Raw genomic sequence first — 24,070 nt, forward strand, 5'->3', positions numbered from 1 at the left:
GAAAACGGCTAAGTCAACAGAAAGTAGAAACACATGGCCACTGGCACTGTGAAATGGTTCAACGCGGAAAAGGGCTTCGGCTTCATCGCTCCCGATGACGGCTCGGACGACCTTTTCGCCCACTACTCGGCTATCGCCGGCTCCGGTTTCAAGGAGCTCCGCGAGAACCAGAAGGTCGAATTCGACGCTGAGCGTGGCCCCAAGGGCATGCAGGCGGCGAACATCCGCGCTCTCTGAGCGCGCGCTGACTTCCTGAAACCGGTCGGACCCTCACGGGTCCGGCCGGTTTTTTCGTGCGCTGCCGCCGTTCGAATCGCGCGAATGGTCCCATCCGGCGGCAGTTCACTCCCATTCGCGCGATTCGAACGGGGAATCTCAGGGTGAGGATCACCTAACCTCCGTGTTAGATTAGGCCAGGCTTACCAAAGGCTGGGCGCATCACCCGTGCCGCCCCCTCACCCCGAACCGAAGGAACGCCTGTGCGCACCTCTCGAATCCTCGCCATCGGCGCGGCCGCCGCGCTCGCCATCGGCCTCTCCGCCTGCGCATCCTCCGCGCCGGAGTCGACCTCGAGCGCCGGCGGCAACCCCGCCTCCGACGACGCCTTCCCCGTCACCGTCGAGCACGTCTACGGCGAGACCACGATCACCGAGAAGCCCGAGCGCGTCGCGACCGTGGCCTGGGCGAACCACGAGGTGCCGCTGGCACTGGGCATCGTTCCGGTCGGCATGAGCAAGGCCGCCTGGGGCGACGACGACAACGGTGTGCTGCCCTGGGTCGAGGAGAAGCTCGACGAGCTGGGTGCCGAGACGCCGGTGCTGTTCGACGAGACGGACGGCATCGACTACGAGGCCGTCGCCGACACCGAGCCCGACGTGATCCTCGCCGCCTACTCCGGTCTGACGCAGGAGGAGTACGACACCCTCTCCAAGATCGCCCCGGTCATCGCCTACCCGAAGGTCGCCTGGGGCACCTCGGTCGACGACATGATCGAGATGGACTCCAAGGCCCTCGGCCTCGAGAAGGAGGGCAAGGCCCTGATCGAGCAACTCGACGCCGACGCGCAGAAGGCCCTCGAAGCGAACAGCGTGCTCAAGGACAAGAAGGTCCTGTTCTCCTACATCGATCCGACCGATCTCAGCCAGATCGGCTACTACACCGCGATCGACACGCGTCCCGGCTACCTCCACGACCTCGGCCTGCCGTTCCCCTCGATCGTCGAGGAGAACAAGGACAGCGACCAGTTCTACCTGACCGTCAGCGCGGAAGAGGCGCAGAAGTTCGACGACGTCGACCTGTTCATCACCTATGGCGACGAGTCGATCATCCCGCTGCTGCAGGCCGACCCGCTGCTGTCGAAGATCCCGGCCATCGCCGAGGGACGCATCGCCGTCCTTCCCGACGCCACCCCGATCGCGGCCTCCGCGAACCCGTCGCCGCTGTCGATCCCGTGGGGACTCAGCGACTACCTCGCACTCCTGGCCGCGCCGCTGTCCAAGTAGCCGTTCCATCCGCAGCAGCGGAGTGAATGCTCAGTGACCTCAGCAACCGTCATCGCACCAGCACCGGGCGCCGCAGACCTGCGGCGCCCGGTGCTGGTGCGAACCATCTGGCTCCTCGTCGGGCTGGTGGTGCTCGTCGTCCTCAGCGTCCTGTCGATCTCCTTCGGCGTGCGCGCGGTCTCGTTCGACGACATCGTCGCCGCGCTCACGGGCCACACCGACACGATCGCCGAGGCCGCGATCGTGAAGCGCATACCGCGCACCGTGCTCGCCCTCCTCGTCGGCGCTGCGCTCGCCCTCTCCGGAGCGACCATGCAGGCGGTCACTCGGAACCCGATCGCCGACCCCGGCATCCTCGGCGTCTCGAACGGCGCCTCCCTGGCTGTGGTCTGCGGCATCGCCTTCTTCGGACTCGCCGACCCCTACGGGCAGATGGCCTTCGCGATCGTGGGCGCCGGCGTCGCCGCCGTCTTCGTCTACACGGTCGGCTCGCTCGGGCGCGGGGGAGCGACCCCTCTCAAGCTCGCACTCGCGGGGGCGGCGACATCGGCCGCCTTCGCCTCGCTCATCAGCGCCGTGATGCTGCCCCGCGTCGACCTGCTGCAGACGTTCCAGTCCTGGCAGATCGGCGGCGTCGGCGGAGCGGAGTGGCCGCGCATCGCCCTGACCGCGCCGGTGCTCGCCGTCGGCGCCCTCATCTGCTTCCTGTGCTCGCGGGGCATGAACTCCCTCGCCCTCGGCGACGAGATGGCCAAGGGTCTCGGCGAGAACGTGTTCCGCACCCGCATGATCTCGGCACTCGGCGCCGTGATCCTCGCCGGGGCCGCGACCGCGATCGCCGGACCCATCGGATTCGTCGGGCTGATCATCCCGCACGTGTGCCGCATGCTGGTGGGGACCGACCACCGCTGGCTGCTTCCGTTCTCGGCCATCGCCGGCGCCGCCCTGCTGACGGCGAGCGACATCGTGGGCCGCGTGATCGCGCCGTCGTCCGAGGAGATCCAGGTCGGCATCATCACCGCCATCATCGGAGCGCCGTTCTTCATCTGGATCGTCCGTCGGCAGAAGGTGCGTGAGCTGTGAGCACGACCGAGCACACCGAGCACACCCTCGAACGCGGCGAGGAGTCCGCCGCCGCCCGCATCACGCGGATCGTCGCGGGCCGACGCTCGCGCCACGATCGTCACGCGATCGCCACGATCGTGCTCGGCGTCCTGGTCCTCGCCCTCTTCGCGGTCGCTCTCATGGCGGGGAACACGTTCTACACACCGGACGAGGTGATCCGCGTGATCCTCGGCGAGACCGTGCCGGGGGCGTCGTTCACGGTGGGCGACCTGCGGCTGCCGCGCGCGGTGCTCGCCGTCCTCACCGGCATCGCCTTCGGCATGGCGGGCGTCTGCTTCCAGACGATGCTGCGAAACCCCCTCGCCTCGCCCGACATCATCGGCATCTCCAACGGCGCCGGAGCTGCAGCCGTGTTCGGCATCATCGTGCTCTCCGTCAACGGGCCGGTCGTGTCGCTGCTCGCGCTCGTCGGTGCCGTGGTCACGGCCTTCGTGATCTACCTCCTCTCGATCAAGGGCGGCTTCGCCGGCACGCGGCTCATCCTGATCGGGATCGGCATCGCGGCGATGCTGCAGAGCGTCATCTCCTACCTGCTGTCGCGCGCGGCGAACTGGGACATCCAGACCGCGATGCAGTGGCTCACCGGAAGCCTCAACAACGCATCGTGGGAGCGGGTGCTGCCGATGGCGATCGCCGCGCTGATCATCGTGCCGCTGATGCTGTCGCAGGGCCGCGCACTCGGAGCGCTCCAGCTGGGAGACGATTCGGCGGCGGGGCTCGGCATCCGCGTCAACGCCACACGTCTGCTGCTCATCCTCGGTGCGGTCGCGCTGCTCGCATTCGCGACGGCCGCCACCGGGCCCATCGCCTTCGTCGCGTTCATGGCGGGGCCCATCGCCGCGCGCATCACGGGTCCAGGCGCGAACCTGCTCCTGCCGTCGGCATTCGTCGGGGCTCTGCTCGTGCTCGCCGGCGACCTCATCGGCCAGTTCGCCTTCGGAACCCGCTACCCCGTCGGAGTCATCACCGGCGTCGTCGGTGCGCCGTACCTGATCTATCTCCTCATCCGCACCAACCGCTCCGGGGGTTCGCTTTGACCGTCTCGCACAGCCTGTCCGCCGAGGGCGTCACGCTCGCCTACGGCGACCGCACCATCATCGACGGTCTCGACCTGCAGATCGCCCCCGGCCGCATCACGACCATCGTGGGAGCGAACGGATGCGGCAAGTCGACGCTGCTGCGTTCGCTCGCCCGTCTGCTGTCGCCGAGCGACGGGCAGATCGTGCTCGACGGCAAGTCGGTGCACGCACGCCCGACCAAGGAGGTCGCGCGCATCCTCGGGCTGCTTCCGCAGTCGCCCGTCGCGCCGGAGGGCATCGCGGTCGCCGATCTGGTCGGCCGCGGACGGCACCCGCATCAGAAGATGCTCGCCCGCTGGAGCACGCATGACTACGAGGTGGTGGCAGACGCCCTCGACGCGACCGGCATCTCCGACCTCGCCGACCGCAGCGTCGACGAGCTCTCCGGTGGCCAGCGGCAGCGCGTGTGGATCGCGATGGCCCTCGCGCAGGAGACCGACATCCTGCTGCTGGACGAGCCGACCACCTTCCTCGACGTCGCGCACCAGGTCGAGGTGCTCGACCTGCTCACCGACCTGAGCGTCTCACGCGGCACCACGATCGTCATGGTGCTGCACGACCTGAACCTCGCCGCCCGTTACGCCGACGAGCTGGTCGCGATGAAGGACGGGCGCGTGCATGCGACGGGCGCACCCCAGGACATCGTCACCGCCGAGCTCGTCGAAGAGGTCTTCGGCCTCGCCAATCAGATCACCATCGATCCGGTCTCCGGCAAGCCGATGGTCACACCCATCGGGAGGCACCATGTCCGCTGAGACGACCACGACCGAGCGCCCGACCTACATCCTCACCCGCGCCGAGGTGCGGGCCGTCGCGCGTGTCTCGCCCTCCTTCGTGCGGGTGACCTTCGGTGGAGACGAGTTGAGCGAGTTCGGCACACCGGGTGAGGTGTTCGACAGCCGCATCAAGCTGGTCTTCCCACCCGCGTCCGGAGTGCTGCCCGACCTCGACAGGGCATCGGACAACTGGTGGCAGGCCTTCCTCGCCGTGCCGGAGGAGGAGCGCGGATCCATGCGCACCTACTCCGTGCGCGAGCTGCGGGTCGATCCCGAGACCGGCACCGAGGTGGACGTCGACTTCGTGCTGCACCTCGAGCCGGGTCTGACCGGGCCGGCCTCCCTGTGGGCGAGCCAGGCCGCGGTCGGGCAGGAGCTCTACCTGGTCGGACCCCGCCGCGGGGTGGACGTGGATGCGCACGGAGGGGCCGAATTCGCCCCCGGTACCGCGGCATCGGTCGTGCTCGCGGGCGACGAGACGGCTGCTCCGGCGATCGCCCGCATCCTGGAGGACGCGCCGCGCGACCTGCGCGGTGTCGCCTTCATCGAGGTGCCCTCGCCTGCCGACATCCTGCGCATCGACGTGCCCTCAGGGGTCGAGGTGCACTGGCTTCCCCGTGATGCCGGCGAGCCGCACGGGCTGCGACTGATCCCCGCCGTGCTCGGCTACCTCGGAGACGCCGACGCTGCGGACGAGATCCGGGTGAAGGACATCGACGGCGAGGACCTGCTGTGGGAGACGCCGGAGTACTCCGGTCTCGGCGAGGACATCGCCACGGCCGACGCTCCGGCCGAACGTTACTTCTGGATCGCGGGGGAGAGCGGCGTGGTCACCACGCTGCGTCGCCACCTGGTCAAGGACCTCGGCATCGACCGCAGCCAGGTGGCCTTCATGGGCTACTGGCGCCGCGGTGTCGCCATGCGCGGCTGACCCCCCTCCTCCCTCTTCCTAGCCTTCCTCCTTCCTGCCAAAACGGAGACGACCCGAGCATCCGCCGGCGTGTCTTGTGTGGACGCGCCGCCCGGATGCCGGGTCGTCTCCGTTTCGGCCTGCCTGCCCCGGAGAACGGACGGCTGGCAGGGGAGGGGTTACTTCGCGAGGAAGGTCTTCAGCGCGGCGTTGACCTCGTCGGCGTGGGTCCAGAGCAGGCCGTGCGGGGCGCCCTCGACCTCGACGTAGTCGGCCTCCGGGACCGCCTGGTGGAAGCGGCGCGCGGTGGCATCGATCGGGAGGATGTTGTCCTTCGTGCCGTGCAGGATGAGCGTGGGCTTCGCGGCCGCTGCCACAGCCTCGACGTCGGCGCGGAAGTCCTCGATCCAGGCGGGCACGACGGCGTAGGCAGCCACGGGCGCGCTGCCGATCGCGACGTTCCAGCTGCCGGTCACGGCCTGCTCGCTGATGCGCGAGCCGAGGTTCTCGTCGAGGTTGTAGAAGTTCTTGTAGAAGTCGGTGAACCACGCGAAGCGGTCGCCCTTCGCCGCGGCCTCGATGCCGTCGAACACCTCCTGCGGCACGCCCTCGGGGTTGTCGTCGCGCTGCACGAGGAACGGTTCGAGCGAGGCGAGGAAGGCGAGCTTGGCGACGCGGTCGTGCCCGTAGCGGGCGACGTAGCGGGCGAGCTCGCCGGTACCCATCGAGAAGCCGACGAGCACCACGTCGCGCAGGTCGAGGGTCTCGAGCACGGTGTTCAGGTCGGCGGCGAACGTGTCGTAGTCGTAGCCGGAGTTCACCTTTGAGGACTGGCCGAATCCGCGGCGGTCGTAGGTGATGACGCGGTAGCCCTGGGCGAGGAGTTCGCGGGTCTGGCGCTCCCAGCTGTGCCCGTCGAGCGGGTAGCCGTGGATCAGGACGACGGGCTGACCGGCTCCCTGGTCTTCGTAGTAGAGCTCGATCGCGGTGCTGTTCTCGTTTCCGACGGTGATGTAGCCCATGGTCCTGATCCTTTCGGTTCCGGTGAGAACGGTCGTTCTCGCTCGATGTCCTCAATCTAGAGAACGTTCGTTCTCGTGTCAAGTAGACTTCTGGACATGACCGAAGACGAGGCTCGCGAGCGCATCCTGTCCGCCGCGGAGGAGCTCTACTACCGCAAGGGCTACGCCGCTGTGGGCATGGACGAGCTGCGCTCGGCCGCCGGCGTGTCGCTGCGCCGCCTCTACGCGCTCTTCCCTGCCAAGAGCGACATCGTCGCGGCCGTGCTGGCGCGCAAGCACGCGGAGTGGGAGTCCGGCCTCTCGGGGGCGGTGTCGGATGCGGGGGATGACCCCCGTGCGCGCATCCTGGCCGTCTACGGGTACCTCGAGAACTGGTTCTGCGCCGACGACTTCCGTGGCTGCGCCTTCATCAATGCGTTCGGCGAACTCGGTGGCACCAATGTGGAGGTCGCGGAGATCGTGCGGGCGCACAAGGCGTCATTCCAGGAGTACATGGCCGGCCTCGTCGCCGACACCGGAGCTCCGCCCGCGCTCGCCGCGCAGTTGTCGATCCTCGCCGAAGGAGCGCAGAGCACCGCGGCGATCTCGGCCGATCCAGCCGTCGCCGCACAGGCGCGGGGTGCGGCCGAGGTGCTGATCGACGCGGCTTTCGCCCGCGCCTGAACTCTCGCCCGGCGCATCATCCGTATTTTGGCTAACTTGGTTAGCGAAACGGCGCACCTCTGTCAAGGCCGGTGCGACCGAGGAAGGACAGCCGTAGCCTTCGGGGCATGGAATCACGCACGAAGGGCATCGGTCGTCAGGCGCTGATCATCGCGGCGGCGACATTCATGGTGATCGCGGCCGCTGTCGGGGCCGGAGCATTCGGCGGCGCGTCCGTCGACGATCTGCAGGACGGGGCGCTCTCGGCTCAGGGCTCGTACCTCGCGCCGGCGGGGCCCGCATTCTCGATCTGGTCGCTGATCTACCTCGGGCTGATCGCCTACACGGTGTGGCAGGCGCTCCCCGCTCAGCGGCAGGATCCGCGTCAGCAGGCCGTGGGCGGGTGGATCGCCGCCTCGATGGTGCTGAACGGGCTGTGGCTGGTGACCGCACGGTTCCTGACGCTGTGGCTCACGGTCGTCGTGATCGCGGCGCTCCTGGCCGTGCTCGCGCGGGTGATCGTGCTGCTCGGCCGCTTTCCCTCCCGGAACCTCGCCGACCGCATCCTCACTGACGGCGCGAACGGCCTGCACTTCGGTTGGGTCACCATCGCGACGGTGGCGAACACGGCCGCGTGGTTCACGCAGATCGCTCCGAAGAGCTGGGCGCAGGCAGCGGATGCCTGGGCCATCGCCGTGCTCATCGTGGTCCTGGTGATCGGGGCTGCCGCGGCGTGGGCCACCGGACGCATCGCTCCTGCCCTCGCGACGGCCTGGGGTCTCGCCTGGCTCGCGGTCGGTCGCCTCACGGGAGAGCCCGAGAGCACCGCGACGGCGATCGCCGCGATCATCGTGGCCGTGCTGCTCGTGCTCACCGGGGTCGCGGCGGTCGTGCGCCGGTCGCGCACCCGGAGCGCTGGGGCTCAGAGCACGAGCCGGTAGCCCATGCCCGATTCGGTGAGCAGATGCACCGGAGCACCCGGCTCCTGCTCCAGCTTCTTGCGCAGCTGCGACATGTACAGGCGCAGGTAGCCGGAGTCGGACACCTGCTCACTGCCCCAGATCTCCTTGAGCAGATCCTGGCGGGTGACGAGTGCGCCCGGGTGCCGGGACAGGTGCTCCAGCATGCGCCACTCGGTCGGCGTGAGGTGCACCCTCGTGCCGCCGCGGGTGACGGTCTTGGTCGAGAGGTCGACCACCACATCGCCGAAAGCCACCGTGGACTCGCCGCCCGCCGGAGCAGACCGTCGTGACAGCGCCCGCAGACGTGCCAGCAGCTCGTCCACCTGGAACGGCTTGGTCACGAAGTCGTCGGCCCCGGCGTCGAGTGCCTCGACCTTGTCGGCGGACCCCGTGCGTCCCGACACCACGATGATGGGCACGTTGGTCCATCCGCGAAGCGCCTGGATGACCTCGATGCCGTCGAGGCGGGGCATGCCCAGATCGAGCATGATGAGGTCCGGATGCGTCTGCGCGGCTGCGGCGATCGCGGCCGCGCCGTCGGGGGCGACCACCACGTCATAGCCGTGGGCGGCGAGGGTGATCCGCAGGGCGCGGACCATCTGCGGATCGTCGTCGGCGATGAGGAGCTTCACTCCGTGCCTTCCATGTCGCGGGATCCTGCGGCCAGCGGCAGGGAGATGACCATCGTGAGGCCGCCGCCGGGGGTGTCCTCGGGTGTCAGGGTACCGCCCATGCCCTCGGTGAACCCGCGCGACAGGGCGAGTCCCAGACCGAGTCCCGTGGTGTTGTCGGTGTCGCCGAAGCGTTGGAACGGCTGGAAGATGCGGTCGCGACGCTCGGGCGAGACGCCTTCCCCACGGTCGATGATCCGGATCTCGGCGCGGTCGCCGAGAGCGCTCGTGGAGACGATGATGCGTGAGTCGTCGGGGGCGTGCCGGTGGGCGTTGGCGATCACGTTGACCAGCACGCGAAGCAGCAGCACGGGGTCGGCGTACAGCGGGGGCAGATCGGGGTCGAGGGCCAGCTCGACGTCGGACGGACCGAGACCCAGCTCGTCGACGGCTGCGAGCACGATGCCGGCAGCGTCCATCCGGGACGACGAGACCGCCAGCACTCCGGCCTGCACGCGGCTCACGTCGAGCAGATCCGTGACGAGCGTCGACAGCGTCGCGAGGCTCTCGTCGGCGGTCGCGAGCAACTCGGCGCGGTCGGACTCCGAGAGTCCGTGGGCACCGCGAAGGCCACCGATCGCGGCGACCGCGGAGGCGAGCGGACGCCGCAGATCGTGGCTCACGGCCGACAGCAGAGCGCTGCGCACCTGATCGGTCTCGGCCAGAGCCTCGGCCTCCCTGGCGGTGGCCCGCAGATCGGTGTGCTCGATCGCGGCGGCGAGCTGGGCGACGATCGCATCCAGCAGCCGGCGCTCGGGACCGGCGAGCGGCTCTCCGTTCAGCTCCAGCACCGCACGGGGACCCCCGCCGGTGACCACTCCGACCGGGATGGTCGTGGCGCGTCCGTCGGCCAGGGGCTCGCCGTCGCTCGCCAGCACCTCGCCATCCGGTGCGAGCAGGCGCACGCCGCTCAGGCCGAACGCCTCTCGGGTGCGGCTGACCAGGGCGAGCACCGCGTTGTCACCGCGCAGCACGTTGCCGGCGACGGCGGCGAGCAGCTCGGCTTCGGCGGCCGCACGTTGGGCGGTGCGGGCTCGACGGGCAGCCTGGTCGACGATGATGCTGACCAGGATCGCGATCACGACGTAGAGCGCGAGAGCCAGCACGTGCAGCGGGTGCGCGATCGTGATCGTGAAGAGCGGCGCGACGAAGAGGAAGTCGAGGGTGATGCCCGAGAGCACGGCGGCGAACACCGCGGGACGGATGCCGCCGATGAGGGCGACCACGACCACGAGCAGCTGGTAGGCGAGCACTTCGGCGGTGATCGACTCGGGACTGCGATACGTGTACATGATCCACGACAGGATCGGGCCGAAGACCAGGGCGACGCCGAAGCCGAGCAGTTGCCGCCGCCAGCCCAGCGCTCCCCCCTTGATGCGCGGGAGCACCATCCGCCCGCCCGCCGCGGCATGGGTGACGATGTGCACGTCGATGTCGCCGGAGCGCCGGATGACCTCCGAGCCGATGCCGGGACCGGTGAGAGCGGCGGCCAGTCGGCTGCGTCTGCTGACGCCGATCACGAGCTGAGTGGCGTCGGCGCCCTGTGCGAACTCGACGAGTGTGGCGGGGATGTCGTCGCCGACGACCTGGTGATAGGTGCCGCCGAGCGATTCCACGAGGGTGCGCTGTGCGGCGAGGGCACCGGGCGTCTCGTCGCGCAGACCGTCCTGCGCGGAGATGTGCACGGCGAGCAGTTCCCCACCGGCGGAGCGGGCCGCGATCCTGGCTCCACGGCGGAGGAGGGTCTCGCCCTCTGGCCCTCCGGTCAGGGCGACGACCACGCGCTCCCTGGCCTGCCATGTGCCCTCGATGCCCTGCTCGGCACGGTAGCTGCGCAGCGCGCTGTCGACCTCGTCGGCGAGCCAGAGCAGGGCCAGCTCGCGCAGTGCGGTGAGGTTGCCGAGGCGGAAGTAGTTCGACAGGGCGGCGTCAATCCGCTCGGCGGGATACACGAGTCCTGCCGACAGGCGATCACGCAGGGTCTGCGGGGCCAGATCGACGACCTCGATCTCGTCGGCGGCACGGACCACGGCGTCCGGAATCGTCTCCTGCTGTGCGATGCCGGTGATCTTCTCGACCACGGCGTTGAGCGACTCGATGTGCTGCACGTTGACCGTGGTCACCACGTCGATGCCGGCGTCCAGCAGCTCGTCCACGTCCTGCCAGCGCTTCGCGTTGCGGGAGCCGGGGGCGTTCGTGTGCGCCAGCTCGTCCACGAGGGCGATCTCGGGCGCGCGGTCGAGCACGGCGTCCACGTCGAGCTCGGTCAGCGTGACTCCGCGGTGCAGGTCGACTCGCCGTGGAACCTCGGGGAGCCCTGCAGTCTGCGCCTGTGTCGCGGCGCGCTCGTGCGTCTCCACGATCGCGATCACGACGTCGTGGCCCTCGTCGAGCATCCGCCGTCCCTCGGCGAGCATCTCGTAGGTCTTGCCGACGCCGGGGGCGGCCCCGAGCAGGACTCGGAGCCGCCCCCGGCGCTGGTGGCCCTGGGCTCGACGAAGAGGTGCTGCGGTCATTCGCCCTCCCGGTCATCGAGCGCGAGGTTGAGTTCGGCGACGTTGATGCGCTCCTCGCCGAGGAATCCCAGATCCCGCCCTTGAATCCTAGACTCCACGAGGTCGCGCACCTCCTGCGTGGACAGCCCGCGGGCCTCGGCCACCCGCGGCACCTGCAGCAGCGCATACGCCACGCTGATGTGCGGATCGAGACCCGAGCCCGAGGAGGTGACCGCGTCGGCCGGCACCTCCGACGGGTCGACGCCCTCGCGTTCCGCGATCGCGGCCTTGCGCTCGGCGATCGCGGCGACCAGGTCGGCGTTCTCGGGTCCGAGGTTGCTGCCGCTGGAGCCGGCGCCGTCGTACCCATCACCTGCGGCGGAGGGGCGCGACTGGAAGTACTTCGGCAGCGCCTCCCCGTCGGCATCCGTGAAGGACTGGCCGATCAGCGCGCTTCCTCTGTCGTCGGGGAGGGGCGAGCCGTTCGCCTGCCACGGGAGCAGGAGCTGGCCGATGCCGGTGACCAGGAGTGTGTAACCGACGCCGAGCAGGAGCGTGAGCACGAGCATCGCGCGGACGGCGACACCGGTGGTGCGGAGAGCGGTGCGAGTGGATGACATGTTCTGGATTCCGTTTCAGAGCCGGGGTCAGAAGCCCGGGATGAGGCTGATCACGAGGTCGATGAGCTTGATGCCGATGAACGGGGCGATCACACCGCCGAGACCGTAGATCAGCAGGTTGCGCTGCAGGATCTGCGAGGCGCTCGCCGGGCGGTACTTCACCCCTCGCAGAGCCAGCGGGATCAGGAACACGATCACGATCGCGTTGAAGATGATCGCACTGGTGACAGCGGACGCCGGCGAGTGCAGCTGCATGATGTTCAGGGCCGCGAGTCCGGGGAAGACCCCCATGAACATCGCCGGGATGATCGCGAAGTACTTGGCGATGTCGTTCGCGAGCGAGAACGTGGTGAGCGCTCCGCGCGTGATGAGCAGCTGCTTCCCGATGCGCACGATGTCGATGAGCTTGGTGGGGTCGGAATCGAGGTCGACCATGTTGCCCGCCTCTTTCGCCGCCGAGGTGCCGGTGTTCATCGCGACGCCGACATCGGCCTGCGCGAGGGCGGGGGCGTCGTTCGTGCCGTCACCGGTCATCGCGACCAGGCGTCCTCCTTCCTGCTCCCGCCGGATGAGCTCGAGCTTGTCTTCGGGGGTGGCCTCGGCGAGGAAGTCGTCGACACCGGCCTCCTTCGCGATGGCGGCGGCCGTGAGCGGGTTGTCGCCCGTGATCATGACGGTGCGGATGCCCATCGCCCGCAGCTCGTCGAAGCGCTCGCGCAGGCCGTCCTTCACGATGTCCTTGAGGTGCACGACGCCGAGGATGCGGGCGTCCGCGCCAGGGCCTTTCACCGCGACGACGAGAGGAGTGCCGCCGCTCTCGGCCACGGCGTCGGTGCGACTCGTGAGTTCGAGGTCGTCGCCGTCGAGTCCGAGCCAGGCGCGGACAGCGGAGCCGGCACCCTTGCGGATCTGCGTGCCGTCGGCCAGGTCGAGGCCCGACATACGGGTCTGTGCCGTGAACGGAACGACAACGGCGTCATCGGGGGCGATCACCCGGATGCCCTGCGCGGCCGCGAGTTCGACGATCGAGGCACCCTCTGGGGTGGGGTCCGCAAGAGACGACAGCGCCGCGACGCGCAGCAGCTCGTCTGCATCGACACCCGGAAGAGCCAGCACCTCGTGCGCCCGGCGGTTGCCGTACGTGATGGTGCCCGTCTTGTCGAGCAGCAGGGTGGTGACATCTCCCGCGGCCTCGACCGCACGACCGGACATCGCGAGCACGTTGCGCTGCACGAGCCGGTCCATGCCGGCGATGCCGATGGCCGAGAGCAGCGCCCCGATGGTGGTCGGGATCAGGCAGACGAGCAGGGCGATGAGCACCGGGATGCTGACGGGGGAGGCGGCGTACGACGCGATCGGGTTCAGGGCCAGCACCACGACCACGAAGATGATCGACAGGCTCGCGAGCAGGATGTTCAGCGCGATCTCATTGGGAGTGCGCTGACGGCTGGCACCTTCGACGAGCGCGATCATGCGGTCGACGAAGGTCTCGCCCGGCTTCGAGGTGATGCGCACCACGATCCGGTCCGACAGCACCCGGGTGCCACCGGTCACCGCACTGCGGTCGCCACCGGACTCTCGGATCACCGGAGCGCTCTCGCCCGTGATCGCCGACTCGTCGACGGTGGCGATGCCCGAGACGATGTCGCCGTCGCCGGGGATCAGCTCGCCCGCCGTGACGATCACGATGTCGTCGCGCTGCAGCTCGGCCGACGAGACCTGGGCGGTCGCTGCGTGCTCGGCCGCGGCATCCGCCGTGCCGTCGTAGCCGACCACGCGCCGGGCCATCGTGCTGGTGCGGGTCTTGCGCAGGCTCGCGGCCTGCGCCTTGCCGCGGCCCTCGGCGACAGACTCGGCGACGTTCGCGAACAGCACCGTCAGCCACAGCCAGATGGCGATTCCCCAGGTGAAGGGCGCGGGCACCGGGGTGCCGCCGGAGTCCGCCGGGCCGCCCACGAACGGCTCGGCGATCGCGAGCACCGTCGTGAACGCGGCGCCGACCCAGACCAGGAGCATGACCGGGTTGCGGACCAAGGCCGTCGGGTTGAGCTTGCGCACGGCGCCGGGAAGGGCCTGCACGAGCTGCGACCAGCCGAAGGAGCGCGGTGCGGTGGGGGCGGATGCCGCAGCATCCTGTTGTTCGGAGGAGGATTCCGCGGGGGTGGTGATGAGGGTCATGGTCAGACGAGTCCTTCAGCGAGCGGGCCCAGTGCGAGCACAGGGAAGTAGGTGAGCGCGGTGACGACGACCGTCACGGTGAGGAGCAGACCGACGAACTGGGGTCGGTGCGTCGGCAGGGTGCCGGAGGTGGCGGGGATGCGCTCCTGCGCCGCGAACGAACCGGCGAGGGCCAGCACGAGCACGATTGGCAGGAACCGGCCGAGCAGCATCGCGATGCCGAGGGCGGTGTTGAACCACGGGGTGTTCGCGGTGAGTCCGGCGAAAGCGGAGCCGTTGTTGTTCGACGCCGAGGTGAAGGCGTAGAGCACCTCGCTCATGCCGTGCACCCCGGGGTTCAGGATGCTGGTGGACTCCACGTCCTCCCTGATACCGGGAATCGCGAAGCTCATCGCGGTGCCGACCAGCACCAGGGTCGGCGTCACCAGGATGTACAGGCTCGCGAGCTTGATCTCCCGCGGCCCGATCCGCTTGCCGAGATACTCCGGGGTGCGCCCGACCAGCAGTCCGCCGACGAACACCGCGATGATCGCGAGCACGAGCATGCCGTACAGGCCCGAGCCGACGCCACCGGGAGCGATCTCGCCGAGCATCATGTTCAGCATCGGCATCATGCCGCCGAGCGCCGTGTACGAGTCGTGCATCGAGTTGACGGCGCCCGTCGAGGTGAGGGTGCTCGCGCTGCCGAACAGGGTCGAACCCAGGATGCCGAAGCGCACCTCCTTGCCCTCCATCGCCGCCCCGGCGAGCTCGGGCGCCGTACCGCGGCCCGCGAGCTCGAGCGCCGAGAGGGCGAAGGTCGAGACGAGGAAGATCGTGCCCATGACCGCGGCGATCGCGTAGCCCTGACGATGATCGCCGATCATGCGGCCGAACGTGCGGGGCAGTGCGAACGGGATCACGAGGATCAGCAGCACCTGCAGCAGGTTCGTGAAGCCGGTCGGGTTCTCGAACGGGTGCGCGGAGTTGGCGTTGAAGAAGCCGCCGCCGTTGGTGCCGAGCAGCTTGATGGCCTCCTGCGAGGCGACAGGGCCGCCGGGGATGGTCTGCGTGCCGCCCGACACCGTGGTGACGTCGGTGAAACCGGCGAAGTTCTGGATCACGCCGCCCGCGAGCAGGGCCACGGCGCCGATCAGGGCGATCGGGAGGAGGATGCGGCCGAGACCGCGGATCAGATCGACCCAGAAGTTGCCGATCGTGGTCGAACCCCGGCGGGCGAGGCCGCGGATGAGGGCGATCGCGATGGTGAGACCGACCGCCGCCGAGACGAAGTTCTGCACCGTGAGACCCGCGAGCTGCACGGTGTAGCCCATGGTCTGCTCGGGCGAGTACGACTGCCAGTTGGTGTTGGCCACGAACGAGGCGGCGGTGTTGAAGGAGAGCCCCTCGGGTACGGCCGGGAGCCCGAGCGACTGGGGGAGGAAGGCCTGCAGGCGCTGGAGACCGTAGACGAGGAGAACCCCGACCACGGAGAAGGCGAGCACGCTGCGGGCATACGCGCGCCACGTCTGCTCCGATGAGGAGTCGACCCCGATCAGCCGGTAGACGCCGCGCTCGACCCGCATGTCGCGTGCCGAGGTGTAGACGTGGGCGATGTAGTCGCCGAGGGGGCGGTAGAGGAGCACGAGCACGACCACGACGGCCGCGACCTGCAGGATGCCGAACCAGATCGTCGCGTCCATCAGAACCTCTCCGGGGCGACGAGCGCCACCACGAGGTAGACGACGGCGGCGACCGCGAGGGCGGCCGCGAGGATCTCGAAGACGATCACAGTCGCTCCACCCCCTTGGCCGCCAGGGAGACGAGGGCGAACAGCGCGAGAGTCAGCGCGATGTAGATGATGTCGAGCACGGATCCGATACAACTCCCGCACGGCCCCCATCGCCGCGATCCTCACGCTTCCCCTACGCCCTCCGCCCCGATGCATGCGGGTTGCTCACGGTTGGGCCCTATGCTCACGAGGTGGGAATCAGAAGGATGCGCATCGGGACCGGGACGTGGATCGTCGCCGCCCTCGTGGTCGCGGCGCTCGTGTGCGTGCTCACGGGGTTCGTGCCGCGGGCCGATGCCGGTGCGCTCGGCGAACGGATCGCACCCGTGCTGGGGTTCGTCGTCGCGATCACGATCGTCGCCGAGCTCGCCCGCGACGCGGCGGTGTTCGACGTCGTCTCCCAGCGTCTCGCACGCTGGGGCCGGGGCCGCGTCGCGGTGCTGTGGGCGCTGGTGGTCGTGCTCGCCGTGGTGAGCACCGTGTTCCTCTCGCTCGACACCACTGCCGTGATCGTCACCCCGGTGGTCGTCGTGCTGGCGCAGAGCATCGGCGTCTCCCCGTTGCCGTTCGCCCTGGCCACCGTCTGGCTCGCCAACACGGCATCTCTCGCGCTGCCGGTCTCGAACCTCACGAACCTGCTCGCCGCGCCCGCCATGGGGGAAGGGCCAGGGGCGTTCATCGCGCTTAGCTGGGCGCCCACGCTCGTGGGGATCCTGGTGCCGGTCGCGATCCTCACCGTCCTGCATCGGCGCACGGTCTTCGGTGCGTATGAGACGCCCGTGCCGCGGCGGCCGGCCGATCCGACGCTGTTCTGGAGCGCCACCGGCATCCTCCTCGTGCTGATGCCGCTGCTCGCGCTCACCCACGACGTGTGGATCCCGGCCACGGTCGCGGCTCTCGCGTTGATCGTGCTCTTCGCCGTCCGTCGACGCCGCGCCCTGCGGCTCTCGCTCGTCCCGTGGCAGGCGATCGCGCTCGCCGCGTCGCTGTTCGTGCTGGTCGAGGCCGCGCACGCGCAGGGGCTGCTCGACTTCCTGACCTCGCCCACCGCGAGCGGCGACTCTCCCGGCGACCTGTTCCGGCTGGCCGCGCTCGGGGCCGTGAGCGCCAACGCGATCAACAACCTCCCGGCGTACCTCGTGCTCGAGCCTGCCGCCGGTGATCCCGTCGCCCTGATGGCCCTGCTGATCGGCGTGAACATCGGCCCGCTCATCACCCCGTGGGCATCGCTCGCGACGCTGCTCTGGCACAACCGGATCGTCGCGCTGGGCGTGACGATCCGGTGGAGCCGCTTCATGCTGTGGGGCGTGGTGGCCGCCGTCCCGACCGTGCTCGCCGCGGTGCTCGTGCTGATGCTGGTCGCGGGCTAGCCCGCTCACCTGCCGCGTCAGGCTCAGGGTCGACATCGTGCCACCGGCTGGGGTGACTAGTGTCACGACCCGGTCAGCGGGGAGCCTCGCCGACCCGACGCATCTCGGCTGCGAGGGCCGCGTTGGTCTCGGTGAACTGCGCGGTGATGCGCTCTCGCACCTCAGGTGACTTGTTCTGGCTGAGTTTGGCGCGGGCGTCGAACCGGGCGACGCGCATCCGCAGACCGACCGTCCCCTTCGCCGCTCGTCGTGTGCCCTCCTCGTCTTCCGACAGGTGGCGGCCGTGCGCCCGGTGGTCCTCGAAGTGGTCGGTCAGCCGCGTGAGCATGGCGTAGTTCTCCTCCTCGCTGAGGATCTCGGGGATGCCGTAGAGGTGCGCGGTGACGTGGTTCCAGGTCGGCACCAGGTCGCCGGGCGCGTAGAGGCTCGGCGACACGTAGTCATGCGGTCCCTGGATGATCACGAGTATCTCGTGCCGACCGAGTTCGTGGAGTTGCTCATCCGGCCGTCCGAAGTGGCTCGCTATCACGATGTCGTCCTCGTCCTCGACCAGCAGCGCGGGGTAGTGCGAGGCGATGAGTCCCGTGGTCGTCGGGGAGACGAACGTCGCCCAGGGGTTGCCGCGGATCAGGCGCTTCACCTCGACGGGGTCGGTCATCAGGTAGCGGGGTGTGTGACGCATCAGGACTCCTTCGTGTGGGGCGTGGGTGTGCGGCGGGTGGTTGTCGGGCGGCTGGTTGTCCGGTGGTTGGCCAGGCGGGTGCGCACCGCGAGCGCGGCGCACGCGATCACGGTGAATCCGCCGACCGCGGTGGCCCAGCCGATCGGCTCGTGCAGCAGGAGTGCAGCCCAGGCGATGCTCATCACGGGTTGGACGAGCTGGATCTGGCTCACCTGTGCCATCGGCCCGATCGCGAGACCGCGATACCAGGCGAAGAAGCCGAGGAACATGCTCACCGCAGCGAGGTACGTGAACGCCAGCCACTGCACGGGGGTCGCTGCAGGAGGCTGCTGGACCGCTGCCACCACGGTCAGCACGGCCATCAGCGGAGCAGCGACGATCAACGCCCAGGAGATGGTCTGCCAGGAGCCGAGCTCGCGGGCGAGCAGTCCTCCCTCCGCGTATCCGATCGCCGCGGCGACGACGGCACCGAACAGCAGCAGGTCTGCTCCGGTGAGGGAGCCGAGCCCGCCGTTCTGCAGTGCGGCGAAGGCGACCGCGGCGACGGCGCCGAGGAGCGCGAACACCCAGAAGGACCGGGCGGGGCGTTCCCCGGTGCGGAGCACCACGGCGACCGCGGTCGCGGCGGGAAGCAGACCGATCACGACGGCGCCGTGGCTGGCGGGGGTCGTGGTCATCGCGAAGGAGGTGAGCAGGGGGAACCCGGCCACCACTCCGCCGGCGACGATCGCGAGGCGTGCCCATTGCCGTCCGGTCGGTGTCCGCTGGCGGGTCGCGGCCAGGGCGATCCCGGCGAGGAGGGCGGCGATGACCGCGCGGCCGGATCCGATGAAGAGCGGCGTGAGCCCGCCGATCGCGATGCGCGTGAACGGGAGGGTGAAGGAGAAGGCGAGAACGCCCAGGAGCCCCCACCACAGGCCGGCGCGCGTCGATAGCACTGTCGATCGCGAGGTGATAACGCTACTGTCTACTTTCATGAGTCAGGATAGCAGTGACCGCATCGTCGCCGGCGTGCGCGCGTGGATCGCCTCGGCGTCGCCCGGTGCACGGGTGCCATCGAACCGGGCCCTCATGGCCGAGTACGGGGCGAGCCCGGTGACGGTGCAGAAGGCGATGCAGCAGCTCGTCCGACTCGGCCTGGTCGAGTCGCGACCCGGAGCGGGGACGTTCGTTCGTGCCGTGCCGCGTGCCCGCTCGGTCGACTACGGCTGGCAGACGGCTGCCCTCGGCACGGCGCCCACGGGCCTCATCGGCCTGTCGTCGACGCAGCGCACTGTCGCCCCCGACGCGATCGGTATGCACTCGGGCTATCCCGCGGTCGACCTGTTGCCGGAGCGGCTCGTGCGGCAGGCGCTCGTGCGCGCGGCTCGCTCGGACGCGGCACTGACCCGTTCCCCCGCTGCGGGTCTTCCGGAGCTGCAGGCCTGGTTCGCCGGCGAGCTCGCATCCGCCGCTCCCGTCGGCATCACCCCGGCCTCCGCGCGGGACGCGCTCATCATCTCGGGAAGCCAGAGCGGGCTCAGCTCGATCTTCCGCGCGGTCGTGGGCGTCGGGCAACCGCTGCTGATCGAGTCGCCGACGTACTGGGGCGCGCTGCTCGCCGCGGCGCAGGCCGGTGTGACGCTGGTGCCGATCCCCTCCGGCGCGCACGGCCCCGATCCCGACGACATCGAGCGGGCGTTCGCGCAGACCGGGGCTCGGGCGTTCTACGCGCAGCCGACGTTCGCGAATCCGACCGGGGCGCAGTGGCCGCTTGCCACGCGGGAGGCCGTGCTCGAGACGGTCCGCCGCCACGGAGCCTTCCTGATCGAAGACGACTGGGCGCACGACCTGGGGATCGATGCCGACCCGCGTCCGATCGCCGCGTCCGACGACGACGGCCACGTGGTCTACCTGCGCTCGCTCACCAAGAGCGCCTCGCCCGCCCTGCGCGTCGCCGCCGTGATCGCGCGCGGCCCGGCACGGGATCGCATCCTCGCCGATCGGGCGGCCGAGTCCATGTACGTGAGCGGGTTGCTGCAGGCCGCCGCGCTCGACGTGGTCACCCAGCCCGCGTGGCGCACGCACCTCCGCGGATTCCGGGAGCACCTGCGCGCGCGCCGCGACCTGCTGCTCGCGAGCCTGGCGACGCACGCACCCTCCGCGCACGTCGAGGGCGTTCCGGCGGGCGGCCTCAACCTGTGGGTACGGCTGCCCGACGGGACGGACGTCGTGCAGGTCGTGCGCGAGTGCGAGGTGCGCGGGCTCATCATCGCGCCGGGGTCGGAGTGGTTCCCGGCCGAACCGTCCGGTTCCTACGTGCGACTCAACTACGCCAACGCCGACCCTGCCCGCTTCTCCGAGGCCGCCGTCATCCTGGGTGCCGTGCTCGACGGAGCCTGAGGGCGTTCAGCGCTGTTCGGGCTTCGCGCCGAGGTCGGCCCAGAGCCAGGTGAGATCCACCGAGGTCGTCTTCGGCAGCGAAACGGAGGCGGGGTCGAGGGCCGGGTGGAAGATCGCGTCGTCGAGAGTGCTCATACTCTGTATTGCGCGATCCGCCCCGAAGAGTTCACGCTTCGGGCACGCCGTCCTGGGGCGGACCAGCGGGACGGTGCGCACGCCGACCGCTGACGACCACCGGGCGACCGCCCCGCTCCTGACCGGGCAGCGGACGGGAGCGGCGACCGTAGATGAGCTCCGACGAGTCGAGCAGCCACGGGACCAGCGTGATCGACACCCCGTGCACGAGCATGAGCTGGTTGGCGAGCCGGCGGGCGCGACGGTTGTGCAGGAACGACTCCCACCAGTGGCCCACGATGTACTGCGGCAGGTACACGGTCACGACGGACGAGCCGTGCTTCTCGCGGTACTGCTTGATGAACTGCGTCACCGGCTGCGCGAACGAGCGATACGGCGACTCGACGATCACGAGCGGGATCGGCACCAGATGGTCGGCCCAGTCCTTCTGCAGTTGCGCCGCGTCGTCGGAGGCCACGGCCACGTGCACCGCGAGGGTCTTGCCGTGCTTCGCCGCGATCGCGTAGTCGATGGCCTTCACGACGGGCTTCTGCAGACGGTTGACGAGCACGATCGCCAGGTCGCCGGTCGCGCCGAACTTCGTGGTGTCGTCGATCGCGATCTCGTGTTCGACATCGCGGTAGTACCGCTTCACGCCCAGCATCAGGAAGGCGAGGATCGGGATCGCGAAGAAGACCAGATACGCACCGTGCGTGAACTTGGTGATCGTCACGATGACGAGCACCAGCACGGTCATCACGGCACCGGTGGAGTTGATGATGAGCCCGACCTTCGCCGAGCGGCGGTCCGCGGCCGATGCGCCGTCGATCCCCGGGCCGGCCTTGTCCTCCGTCGGCCCGCGCAGCACGCGTCGCCAGTGCCGCACCATGCCGATCTGGCCGAGCGAGAACGACACGAACACCCCGATGATGTACAGCTGGATCAGCGTGGTCAGCTTCGCCTGGAACACCAGGAGCACCACGATGGCGCCGATGCCGAGCAGGATCATGCCGTTCGAGAACACCAGGCGGTCGCCGCGGGTGTTGAGCGACTTGGGCGCGTAGCCGTCACGCGCGAGCACGGCCCCCAGCAGCGGGAAGCCGTTGAACGCGGTGTTCGCCGCGAGCAGCAGCACGCACGCGGTGGCGGCCTGGATGATGAAGAAGGGGATGCTGCCTCCGCCGAACGTCGCGGCGGCGATCTGCGCCATGAGGCTCGGCTGCGGGTTCGTGCAGTCGAAGCCGACCAGGTCGCACGGGTTCTCGGCGTAGTGCACGCCCGTGATGAGGGCGAGTGCGGTCAGACCCGCGAACAGGCACGCGGCGATGCTGCCCATCAGCACAAGGGTCGACTGGGCGTTGCGGATCTTCGGGGCGCGGAAGGCGGGCACCCCGTTCGAGACGGCCTCGACACCGGTGAGGGCCGAGCATCCGCTCGAGAACGCGCGCAGGATCAGCAGGATCACGGCCGCCTGGCCGAGGCTCTCCGCCTGCACGCTGAAATCGTGGCTCGAGGCCACGGGGGCATCGCCGAGGAAGGTGCGGATGAGTCCGGTGACGATCATGATGCCGACCGACCCGATGAACACGTACGTCGGGATCGCGAAGACCAGAGACGCCTCGCGCACGCCACGCAGGTTCACCACGATGATGAGGATCACGAAGCCGACGGCGAGTTCCACGCGGAACGGGTCGAGACCGGGCACCGCCGAGATGATGTTGTCGACACCGGAGGCGACCGACACGGCCACGGTCAGCACGTAGTCGACCAGGAGGGCCGCAGCAACGATCACGCCGGGGATCTCGCCGAGGTTCTTCGATGCGACCTCGTAGTCACCGCCGCCCGACGGATAGGCCTTGATGAGCTGGCGGTAGCTGAGCACGACCACGACCAGCAGCACCACGACGGCGCCCGCGACGAGCGGCGTGAACGACAGGAACGTGAGCCCGCCGATCAGCAGGATCATCACGAGCTCTTGCGGGGCGTATGCCACAGAGCTGAGGGCGTCGGACGCGAAGATCGGCAGAGCCATCCGCTTCGGGAGCAGCTGGTCGTCGACCTGCTGGCTCGTCAGCGGTTCGCCGATGAGGATGCGTTTGGCGCGCGGCGGTGCTTCCGCGCCCTCCCTGTTTTCGTCTGACACGTCCGGCGACACTACGCCTCCTGATGGCATCCTCACGCCATCCTCACGGAATCCGTACGGTGGGATGGCGCGGTCCTCACGGAATCCTTACGCGCAAAGCTACACTGGCACGCGGTGGAAGGTCAGGTGCTGCTCGGATTCATCGCGATCGCGATAGGGGTGGCTTTCGGCATCCTCCTGTTCGTGCCCTTCGTGGCCATCAGCTACCGCCGCCGCGGACGTCTCGGCCTCGGTCGCACCGTGCTGTGGCTCGCCGCGCTGATCTACTTCTGGGCCATCTGGACCTACACCCTGCTCCCGCTGCCCGACCCCGACACGATCCGCTGCGTCGGGGCGATCACCGATCCGATGTCGGTCGTGCGGGATGTGCAGAAGGCCTTCGCGGCGCCGGGCAACCCCCTGCGTCAACCGGCACTGCTGCAGCTGGTGTTCAACGTGCTGCTGTTCGTCCCGCTCGGGTTCTTCGTCCGGGTGCTCGCCGGCCGTGGGGTGCTTACGGCGCTCGCCGCCGGTTTCGGCCTGTCGCTGCTGGTCGAGACGACGCAGTTGACCGGGGTGTGGGGCGTCTACCCGTGCGCGTATCGCTTCTTCGATGTGGGCGACCTCATGACGAATACCCTGGGTGCGGTCATCGGCTGCATCGTGGCGATCCTCGTCCCGCGGTCGCTGCGCGGTGCGAAGGCGAGCCCGGACGCCGATCTTCCCCGTCCGGTCACCCGCGGGCGTCGCCTGCTCGTGATGCTGTGCGACTTCCTCGCCTACGGGTTCCTGAGCATGGCGGCCGGTGTGACCGTGCAGGTGTGGCTGGAGTTCGTCGTGGACGATCGCGCTGCGGTGCTCGACGGCACCCTCGCATCCGCCGCCGCCACCATCGCCCCTTCGGCTCTGTTCCTGGCGCTGATCCTGATCAGCGGGCGCTCGGTCGGCGACATCGCGGTGCAGCTCCGATACGCGGGATCGCGCCTGCCCGCACCGTTCGCGCGGCTCCTGCGCTGGGCGGGCGGCATCGGCGGAATCAGCGCGCTGCAGCTGCCCGGCGGGTTCTTCGGTTTCGCGGCGGCCGTACTGTTCCTCGCCGCGATCGTGCTGCCGTTCACGACGCGCGACGGTCGCGGGCTTCCCGGCATCGCCTCCGGACAGCACCTCGTCGACGCGCGAGCGGATGCCGCGGGCTCTGCGCCGATCGCGCCCGCCTCCGCTTCCCCGTCGCGCGACGCATGACGCACCGGTGGTTCGGCGTGCGCGCGCTCAACTCTCTGCGTGGGGGCGTGGCATGTACCACTCGGTGAACTCGGTCGCACGCCCGTCGGGTGCGAGCCGGATGATCCAGAGGTTGAGGTAGTCGCGTTCGGCCGGGTATTCCGTGCGCCCCTGGACGACCACGAAGCCGTCGACCTCGTGGAGGACCTCCCACTCGAACGTCCAGGACCCCGGTTCATCGCCGTCTTCGATCCACCCCGACACGATCGCCTCGCGCCCGACGCGCGGCTCCGAATCGGGACTCGTGAGGTATCGGGCGTCATGCGTGAAGAGTGCCCCGATCCGTTCCGGATCGTTCGACTTCCACGCCTCGATGTAGGCCCTGGTCCAGTCCTCGCCTGCTGTCGTCATGTGCTCCGTTCTAGG

Annotated in this window: 23 protein-coding genes; 11 read left to right on the plus strand and 12 right to left on the minus strand. The window is 69.4% G+C overall.

Going from position 1 to position 24,070, the window contains the following annotated elements:
* Nucleotides 1–33: 33 nt before the first annotated feature.
* From FFS56_RS06135 to FFS56_RS06160, 6 genes are all read left to right on the plus strand, one after another.
* Nucleotides 34–237, plus strand: a complete 204-nt coding sequence (locus FFS56_RS06135) for a cold-shock protein (RefSeq protein WP_017831237.1) — start codon at nucleotides 34–36, stop codon at nucleotides 235–237.
* A gap of 242 nt (nucleotides 238–479) precedes the next feature.
* On the plus strand, nucleotides 480–1,502 hold the full coding sequence (locus FFS56_RS06140) for an iron-siderophore ABC transporter substrate-binding protein (protein ID WP_137771799.1): 1,023 nt from the start codon (nucleotides 480–482) through the stop codon (nucleotides 1,500–1,502).
* 33 nt (nucleotides 1,503–1,535) lie between these two features.
* Nucleotides 1,536–2,585 carry an iron ABC transporter permease gene (locus FFS56_RS06145; protein WP_061016191.1) on the plus strand — a complete coding sequence of 350 codons (1,050 nt, stop codon included), beginning with the start codon at nucleotides 1,536–1,538 and terminating at the stop codon, nucleotides 2,583–2,585.
* The gene (locus FFS56_RS06150) at nucleotides 2,582–3,664 is read left to right on the plus strand and encodes an iron chelate uptake ABC transporter family permease subunit (protein ID WP_137771798.1); all 1,083 of its coding nucleotides are present in this window, start codon (nucleotides 2,582–2,584) and stop codon (nucleotides 3,662–3,664) included. The genes FFS56_RS06145 and FFS56_RS06150 overlap by 4 nt, the downstream gene beginning before the upstream one ends.
* Entirely contained in the window at nucleotides 3,661–4,461 is an 801-nt protein-coding gene (locus tag FFS56_RS06155; RefSeq protein ID WP_045262087.1) for an ABC transporter ATP-binding protein, read from the plus strand. The genes FFS56_RS06150 and FFS56_RS06155 overlap by 4 nt, the downstream gene beginning before the upstream one ends.
* Nucleotides 4,451–5,413, plus strand: a complete 963-nt coding sequence (locus FFS56_RS06160) for a siderophore-interacting protein (RefSeq protein ID WP_046746354.1) — start codon at nucleotides 4,451–4,453, stop codon at nucleotides 5,411–5,413. Before FFS56_RS06155 ends, FFS56_RS06160 begins: the two co-directional genes overlap by 11 nt.
* Before the next feature lie 158 nt (nucleotides 5,414–5,571).
* Here FFS56_RS06160 and FFS56_RS06165 read toward each other — a convergent pair whose 3' ends face one another.
* Nucleotides 5,572–6,414 carry an alpha/beta hydrolase gene (locus FFS56_RS06165; RefSeq protein ID WP_127011658.1) on the minus strand — a complete coding sequence of 281 codons (843 nt, stop codon included), beginning with the start codon at nucleotides 6,412–6,414 and terminating at the stop codon, nucleotides 5,572–5,574.
* A 96-nt stretch (nucleotides 6,415–6,510) separates the two neighbouring features.
* On the opposite strand from FFS56_RS06165, the gene FFS56_RS06170 reads away from it, so the two are divergent.
* Nucleotides 6,511–7,077, plus strand: a complete 567-nt coding sequence (locus tag FFS56_RS06170) for a TetR/AcrR family transcriptional regulator (protein WP_046746352.1) — start codon at nucleotides 6,511–6,513, stop codon at nucleotides 7,075–7,077.
* Between the two features lie 107 nt (nucleotides 7,078–7,184).
* Nucleotides 7,185–7,997 (plus strand): tryptophan-rich sensory protein, encoded by an 813-nt coding sequence (locus FFS56_RS06175; RefSeq protein ID WP_127011659.1) that lies wholly within the window; start codon nucleotides 7,185–7,187, stop codon nucleotides 7,995–7,997.
* On the opposite strand, the gene FFS56_RS06180 is transcribed toward FFS56_RS06175, so the two are convergent.
* The 6 genes from FFS56_RS06180 to FFS56_RS06205 are packed head-to-tail and all read right to left on the minus strand — an operon-like array spanning nucleotide 7,979 to nucleotide 15,753.
* Nucleotides 7,979–8,650 (minus strand): response regulator transcription factor, encoded by a 672-nt coding sequence (locus tag FFS56_RS06180; protein WP_046746772.1) that lies wholly within the window; start codon nucleotides 8,648–8,650, stop codon nucleotides 7,979–7,981. The genes FFS56_RS06175 and FFS56_RS06180 overlap by 19 nt on opposite strands.
* A complete protein-coding gene (locus FFS56_RS06185) occupies nucleotides 8,647–11,205 on the minus strand; it encodes an ATP-binding protein (RefSeq protein WP_127011660.1) in 2,559 nt (852 codons plus the stop codon). Before FFS56_RS06185 ends, FFS56_RS06180 begins: the two co-directional genes overlap by 4 nt.
* The gene (gene kdpC / locus FFS56_RS06190; RefSeq protein ID WP_046746774.1) at nucleotides 11,202–11,804 is read right to left on the minus strand and encodes a K(+)-transporting ATPase subunit C; all 603 of its coding nucleotides are present in this window, start codon (nucleotides 11,802–11,804) and stop codon (nucleotides 11,202–11,204) included. Before kdpC ends, FFS56_RS06185 begins: the two co-directional genes overlap by 4 nt.
* A gap of 27 nt (nucleotides 11,805–11,831) precedes the next feature.
* Nucleotides 11,832–13,982: a potassium-transporting ATPase subunit KdpB gene (kdpB, locus tag FFS56_RS06195; protein ID WP_046746775.1), complete on the minus strand. Its 2,151-nt coding sequence runs from the start codon at nucleotides 13,980–13,982 to the stop codon at nucleotides 11,832–11,834.
* 2 nt (nucleotides 13,983–13,984) lie between these two features.
* Nucleotides 13,985–15,664, minus strand: coding sequence for a potassium-transporting ATPase subunit KdpA (gene kdpA, locus FFS56_RS06200; RefSeq protein ID WP_127011661.1), 1,680 nt, complete (start codon nucleotides 15,662–15,664; stop codon nucleotides 13,985–13,987).
* On the minus strand, nucleotides 15,664–15,753 hold the full coding sequence (locus tag FFS56_RS06205) for a potassium-transporting ATPase subunit F (protein WP_017201862.1): 90 nt from the start codon (nucleotides 15,751–15,753) through the stop codon (nucleotides 15,664–15,666). Before FFS56_RS06205 ends, kdpA begins: the two co-directional genes overlap by 1 nt.
* 206 nt (nucleotides 15,754–15,959) lie before the next feature.
* Here FFS56_RS06205 and FFS56_RS06210 point away from each other — a divergent pair, with 206 nt between their 5' ends.
* Nucleotides 15,960–17,123, plus strand: coding sequence for an SLC13 family permease (locus tag FFS56_RS06210; protein ID WP_127012920.1), 1,164 nt, complete (start codon nucleotides 15,960–15,962; stop codon nucleotides 17,121–17,123).
* A 73-nt stretch (nucleotides 17,124–17,196) separates the two neighbouring features.
* Here FFS56_RS06210 and FFS56_RS06215 read toward each other — a convergent pair whose 3' ends face one another.
* Both FFS56_RS06215 and FFS56_RS06220 read right to left on the minus strand, forming a co-directional pair.
* The gene (locus FFS56_RS06215; protein ID WP_046746778.1) at nucleotides 17,197–17,805 is read right to left on the minus strand and encodes an FMN-binding negative transcriptional regulator; all 609 of its coding nucleotides are present in this window, start codon (nucleotides 17,803–17,805) and stop codon (nucleotides 17,197–17,199) included.
* On the minus strand, nucleotides 17,805–18,782 hold the full coding sequence (locus tag FFS56_RS06220) for a DMT family transporter (protein ID WP_127011662.1): 978 nt from the start codon (nucleotides 18,780–18,782) through the stop codon (nucleotides 17,805–17,807). The genes FFS56_RS06215 and FFS56_RS06220 overlap by 1 nt, the downstream gene beginning before the upstream one ends.
* On the opposite strand from FFS56_RS06220, the gene FFS56_RS06225 reads away from it, so the two are divergent.
* A complete protein-coding gene (locus FFS56_RS06225; protein WP_127011663.1) occupies nucleotides 18,781–20,187 on the plus strand; it encodes a PLP-dependent aminotransferase family protein in 1,407 nt (468 codons plus the stop codon). The genes FFS56_RS06220 and FFS56_RS06225 overlap by 2 nt on opposite strands.
* A gap of 6 nt (nucleotides 20,188–20,193) precedes the next feature.
* On the opposite strand, the gene FFS56_RS20925 is transcribed toward FFS56_RS06225, so the two are convergent.
* Together FFS56_RS20925 and FFS56_RS06230 are read right to left on the minus strand one after the other, a co-directional pair.
* On the minus strand, nucleotides 20,194–20,322 hold the full coding sequence (locus tag FFS56_RS20925; protein WP_267901544.1) for a hypothetical protein: 129 nt from the start codon (nucleotides 20,320–20,322) through the stop codon (nucleotides 20,194–20,196).
* A gap of 31 nt (nucleotides 20,323–20,353) precedes the next feature.
* The gene (locus tag FFS56_RS06230; RefSeq protein ID WP_218867851.1) at nucleotides 20,354–22,474 is read right to left on the minus strand and encodes an APC family permease; all 2,121 of its coding nucleotides are present in this window, start codon (nucleotides 22,472–22,474) and stop codon (nucleotides 20,354–20,356) included.
* 84 nt (nucleotides 22,475–22,558) lie between these two features.
* Between FFS56_RS06230 and FFS56_RS06235 the strand changes: the two genes are divergently transcribed.
* Nucleotides 22,559–23,665 (plus strand): VanZ family protein, encoded by a 1,107-nt coding sequence (locus FFS56_RS06235; RefSeq protein WP_127011664.1) that lies wholly within the window; start codon nucleotides 22,559–22,561, stop codon nucleotides 23,663–23,665.
* Between the two features lie 27 nt (nucleotides 23,666–23,692).
* On the opposite strand, the gene FFS56_RS06240 is transcribed toward FFS56_RS06235, so the two are convergent.
* Nucleotides 23,693–24,055 (minus strand): nuclear transport factor 2 family protein, encoded by a 363-nt coding sequence (locus FFS56_RS06240; RefSeq protein WP_127011665.1) that lies wholly within the window; start codon nucleotides 24,053–24,055, stop codon nucleotides 23,693–23,695.
* Nucleotides 24,056–24,070 lie beyond the last annotated feature (15 nt).

It is taken from the genome of Microbacterium sp. Beta, assembly GCF_005502545.1.
GTDB classification, from domain to species: domain Bacteria; phylum Actinomycetota; class Actinomycetes; order Actinomycetales; family Microbacteriaceae; genus Microbacterium; species Microbacterium oxydans.

Coding starts and splice junctions, on each gene's coding strand:
- FFS56_RS06175 (WP_127011659.1), top strand. CDS start 7,185: ATGGAATCACGCACGAAGGGCATCGGTCGTCAGGCGCTGATCATCGCG.
- FFS56_RS06210 (WP_127012920.1), top strand. CDS start 15,960: ATGCGCATCGGGACCGGGACGTGGATCGTCGCCGCCCTCGTGGTCGCG.
- FFS56_RS06225 (WP_127011663.1), top strand. CDS start 18,781: ATGAGTCAGGATAGCAGTGACCGCATCGTCGCCGGCGTGCGCGCGTGG.
- FFS56_RS06215 (WP_046746778.1), bottom strand. CDS start 17,805: ATGCGTCACACACCCCGCTACCTGATGACCGACCCCGTCGAGGTGAAG.
- kdpC (WP_046746774.1), bottom strand. CDS start 11,804: ATGTCATCCACTCGCACCGCTCTCCGCACCACCGGTGTCGCCGTCCGC.
- kdpA (WP_127011661.1), bottom strand. CDS start 15,664: ATGGACGCGACGATCTGGTTCGGCATCCTGCAGGTCGCGGCCGTCGTG.
- FFS56_RS06185 (WP_127011660.1), bottom strand. CDS start 11,205: ATGACCGCAGCACCTCTTCGTCGAGCCCAGGGCCACCAGCGCCGGGGG.
- FFS56_RS06170 (WP_046746352.1), top strand. CDS start 6,511: ATGACCGAAGACGAGGCTCGCGAGCGCATCCTGTCCGCCGCGGAGGAG.
- FFS56_RS06135 (WP_017831237.1), top strand. CDS start 34: ATGGCCACTGGCACTGTGAAATGGTTCAACGCGGAAAAGGGCTTCGGC.
- FFS56_RS06165 (WP_127011658.1), bottom strand. CDS start 6,414: ATGGGCTACATCACCGTCGGAAACGAGAACAGCACCGCGATCGAGCTC.
- FFS56_RS06220 (WP_127011662.1), bottom strand. CDS start 18,782: ATGAAAGTAGACAGTAGCGTTATCACCTCGCGATCGACAGTGCTATCG.
- FFS56_RS06160 (WP_046746354.1), top strand. CDS start 4,451: ATGTCCGCTGAGACGACCACGACCGAGCGCCCGACCTACATCCTCACC.
- FFS56_RS06240 (WP_127011665.1), bottom strand. CDS start 24,055: ATGACGACAGCAGGCGAGGACTGGACCAGGGCCTACATCGAGGCGTGG.
- FFS56_RS06230 (WP_218867851.1), bottom strand. CDS start 22,474: ATGCCATCAGGAGGCGTAGTGTCGCCGGACGTGTCAGACGAAAACAGG.
- kdpB (WP_046746775.1), bottom strand. CDS start 13,982: ATGACCCTCATCACCACCCCCGCGGAATCCTCCTCCGAACAACAGGAT.
- FFS56_RS20925 (WP_267901544.1), bottom strand. CDS start 20,322: ATGAGCACTCTCGACGACGCGATCTTCCACCCGGCCCTCGACCCCGCC.